This window comes from Aquitalea pelogenes (assembly GCF_001515305.1).
GTDB lineage: Bacteria > Pseudomonadota > Gammaproteobacteria > Burkholderiales > Chromobacteriaceae > Aquitalea > Aquitalea pelogenes.
Genome location: NZ_LNQV01000094.1, coordinates 1 through 3,722 on the forward strand (window position 1 = coordinate 1; position 3,722 = coordinate 3,722).

Sequence of the window (3,722 nt, forward strand, 5' to 3'; positions counted from 1 at the left end):
GCTCGGCTTCGGGCCGCGGACATCGGCCCGCCCTGCAAGGCCAGCGACAGGCGCGAGGCGCTTGGACAGGCTGTCCAGATAGCCCGCTTCGCTGTGGCACAGGTAACGCTTGGCGGCAACATGCAGGGCAATGGGCAGGCAGACATCCTCACCAAACAGGGTGGACAGCAGCTGTACGGCGACAGCCTCGTGGTGGTCGTCCACGCCATTGGCCACATCGTCATCGCCCTGTTCGCACACGATATGGCCGATGTCATGCAACAGGGCCGCGGTGATCAGGCTGGCATCGGCACCGGACTGTTCGGCAGCCAGTGCGCTTTGCAAGGCATGCTCCAGTTGGCTGACGGCCTCGCCGCCGTACAGGGCAGTGCCGCGGCGGGAGAGCAGCTCGAACACTTCATCCAGTGTCTGGAAAGCGGGATACATCACAGACAGACTCCATTAACAGGCCAGCCCCGCCGCACAAGGGCAGGGCTGGCGGCCCCGGCACGGCTGTGCGCGGGGCCGATGGGCTTATTTCGCTTCGGATTTGGCGTCGTAGCGCTTGGTCCACTCTGCCAGAATGCGTTCGCGGTTCTGGGCGGACCAGTGCAGGTCCTGCTTCACCAGCCGTTTTTCATAATCGGCAGGAATCAGCGGGCTGGGTTTGGCAATGCCGGGCATGGCCACGATGGCGAAGTTCTTTTCATACAGCTCGTTGGCGGATTGCGAGGCCGACCAGTCTGCCAGCTTGCGCGCCGCGGCCAGGTTCTTGCTGCCCTTCATGATGGCAGTGGCTTCCAGGTCCCAGCCCAGGCCTTCCTTGGGGAAAATCACGTCAATCGGTGCGCCGCCTTCTTTCAGCTTGGCCGCACGGTATTCAAAGGAAATGCCGATGGGGAATTCGCCGGCGGCAGCCTGCTTGCACGGCTTGGAGCCGGAGTGGGTGTACTGGGCAATGTTCTGGTGCAGCTTGTCCATATACGACCAGCCCTGTTTTTCGCCAAACAGGGTGAGCCAGGCGGTGACATCGAAATAGCCGGTGCCGCTGGAGGCCGGGTTGGGCATGACAATCTTGCCCTTGTACTGCGGCTTGAGCAGATCTTTCCAGCTTTCCGGTTTGGCCAGGCCTTGCTTGGCGGCTTCCACGGTGTTGAAGCAAATGGCTGCACCCCACACGTCCATGCCTACCCAGGACGGAGTAGCGGCAGTATCAACATACTGGCGCGACAGTTTTTGCACGTTTTTCGGTGCGTAAGGCTGCAACATGCCTTCTTTTTGCAGCAACAGCAGCGAGGACGCGGCCACGCCCATCACCACATCCGCCTGCGGGCGGGCTTTTTCTGCCAGCAGCTTGGCAGTGATGATGCCGGTGGAGTCACGCACCCAGCGCAGTTTCACGTCCGGGTTTTCCTGCTCGAACTTTTGCTGATAGGCCTGCAACTGGTCGGCCTCCAGCGCGGTGTAAACGGTCAGCGTGGTCTCGGCAAACACGGTACAGCTGGCCAGCGCGAGGGCGGCGGCAATAAGGGAGCGATAAGCCTGCATGTTGATAGCCTTGCATCGGGTTGGTGGACGCAGTGCACTTTACGCAGGCAACATTACAGCCTGTTTACATCTAGACGTCTAGATGTCTTTGAGAGCAAAAAAACCACATGCCCGGCAGAAGGGGATGGCAAGGCTTACAGGCTGTCCGGTGTTACTTCGACCTGAACGGTGTCACCACCAAAGCGGGTGATGCCGTATTCGATGGGCTGGCCGTCCAGGTCGGCGTAAACACTTTCCACGTACAGGATGGGTTGCTGCTTGCCCTGCTGCAGGGCGGCGGCGACTTCCGGTCGTGGCAGCCGGGCACTGATACGGCTGAGGACGCGCTGGAAGGCGGTGATGCCCTTGCTGGCAAAGGCTTCGCTGGTGCTTTTGCTGTTGCGGTAGATATCAATGAAGCCGTCAAAGCGCGGCAGGGGGAAATACTGGGTACACACGCTCACCACCTTGCCATCGGCCAGGTCCAGCGACTCCACCCTCAGCACCTGGCTGCCGCTATCCACCTTCAGCAGTTCGGCCACCGTGGCCGTGGCCGGTTCGAAATGGCAGGACTGGATATCGACATCGCTGACCAGATGCTGGGCGGACAGGCTGTGGGAGAAACGGCTGCTCTTGCCCAGTCGGTAAGCGATGATTTCTTCCTGCACAAAGGTACCGCGCCCGCGCTCGATGCGCACCAGCCCCTTGTCTTGCAGGTTCTGGATGGCCTGTCGCACGGTATGGCGGTTGACCCCGAAGCGCTCTGCCAGTGCCTGCTCGTTGGGGAGTCGGCCAGTCAGGGTGCGCGACAGGATTTCCTGACTCAGCGTGGCATCGATTTGTAACCAGAGCGGGGTTCCGGCAGGGCGGTTAAGGCGCGTATTCATGGCAAGGGCATCGGGATTTTTTGCAGACAATAGCATGGCATCGCACAGTTGTCCTGCATGGCTTCCCGGCTTGTCACGACCATGCTGCGGCCTGACCGGAGGCGCTTGCATGCTGCGGTCGGCCTGTCTTCAACGGCGCGGCCCTGCCTTGCGGTGTGTCAGGCGACGCCAGCCCAGCACCAGGGCCGTGAGCGACAGTGCCACACAAACGATACTGCCCGACAGCATCCAGCCATCCCACAGCGGCCGGTGTCGCAGGATGGGCAGGTCCCAGTTGTGCAGCGCGCTGAACAGCCAGCGCAAGCTGCGCTGACCTTGCTTGACTTGCAGTACGGTGACGCCGGTTTGCGGATTCACATACAGCCAGCTGGCGGCAGGGTCAGCCAGTTTGATGCGCCATACCGGCAAGGGGCGCTCGGCGCGGCTGATGCGCGGGCTGCTGTAGTAATAGTCGTCGTCCTGTTGCAGTAGTTCAGCTGCGCGGATGGAGGCATGGTGCTGGCTGTTTTGCACGGCTGATAGCACGTCGTCCTTGCTGAAGCCTGCTTGCAGTACCGGACTGGCCGACCCGGATGCAGCCAGCAACCAGACACGGCCTTGTTTGTCCTGTGCTTGCAATTGCTGTTGCCTGCCCAGCTGAACCCAGTTCAGTTCCACCGCAGGCGCAGGCGATTTTGCCTGCAATTGCCCGGCAATCTGTGCCATCGGCAGCGCGGTGACGGAAGCAGGCAAGGGCGGCTGGCCATGCTGATGCGCTTTGCCATGACTGCCTTGCGGGCCAAACAGCTGCCATGGGTTGCCGGACAGAAAGCCGCTCAGGCACCAGGTAAAAGCCAGCAGGCCGGCAGACAAGCCCAGCCACAGATGCCAGCGCTGCCACAAGGCGCGGTAAGGGTTGCTGCTGCCATTGGGGTAGGGACGTTTGCCAAGCCAGGCCGGACGCCAGCGCCCCACACCCAGCCACAACCCGCTACACACCGACAGCAAGGCAGCCAGCGCGCCCCAGGTAAGGATGGGCTTTCTGGCTTCCGCCAGGCCAATGGCATCCAGCGGGCGCAGAAAATGCAGGTAACTGCCGCTCCAGAACAGGATGCGCTGCATGCGGGTGGTGGATTTCACCACCTCGCCACTGTGTTGCGAGATGGTGATTTCGTGCTGCTCGGCATCATCCAGCGCCACGCGATAAAACGGCCGGTAGGGGTCGTAGTTCATCATGGCGGTGCTGGCATCGCGCGCGAATGCGGCTTGCAAGCGGGCCTGCTGGCTGGCGGGCCACCGAGTCGCGGGCAATCTGCACGGCCTGTGCCGGGGTGAGCGGGCGCTGCTGTC

At 62.0% G+C, this 3,722-nt stretch carries 4 protein-coding genes; all 4 read right to left on the reverse strand.

Translation table 11 applies throughout. From position 1 onward, the window contains the following. Nucleotides 1–426 (reverse strand): HD domain-containing protein (locus AWT75_RS20215; protein WP_239689686.1); only part of this gene is annotated, 426 nt, incomplete at its 3' end. Between the two features lie 87 nt (nucleotides 427–513). Beyond that, on the reverse strand, nucleotides 514–1,527 hold the full coding sequence (locus tag AWT75_RS20220) for a putative 2-aminoethylphosphonate ABC transporter substrate-binding protein (protein ID WP_062791534.1): 1,014 nt from the start codon (nucleotides 1,525–1,527) through the stop codon (nucleotides 514–516). A 134-nt stretch (nucleotides 1,528–1,661) separates the two neighbouring features. Next, nucleotides 1,662–2,393 (reverse strand): phosphonate metabolism transcriptional regulator PhnF, encoded by a 732-nt coding sequence (phnF, locus tag AWT75_RS20225; protein ID WP_161937792.1) that lies wholly within the window; start codon nucleotides 2,391–2,393, stop codon nucleotides 1,662–1,664. 129 nt (nucleotides 2,394–2,522) lie between these two features. Continuing rightward, nucleotides 2,523–3,683, reverse strand: a complete 1,161-nt coding sequence (locus AWT75_RS20230) for a PepSY-associated TM helix domain-containing protein (protein WP_275575778.1) — start codon at nucleotides 3,681–3,683, stop codon at nucleotides 2,523–2,525. Nucleotides 3,684–3,722: the final 39 nt, after the last annotated feature.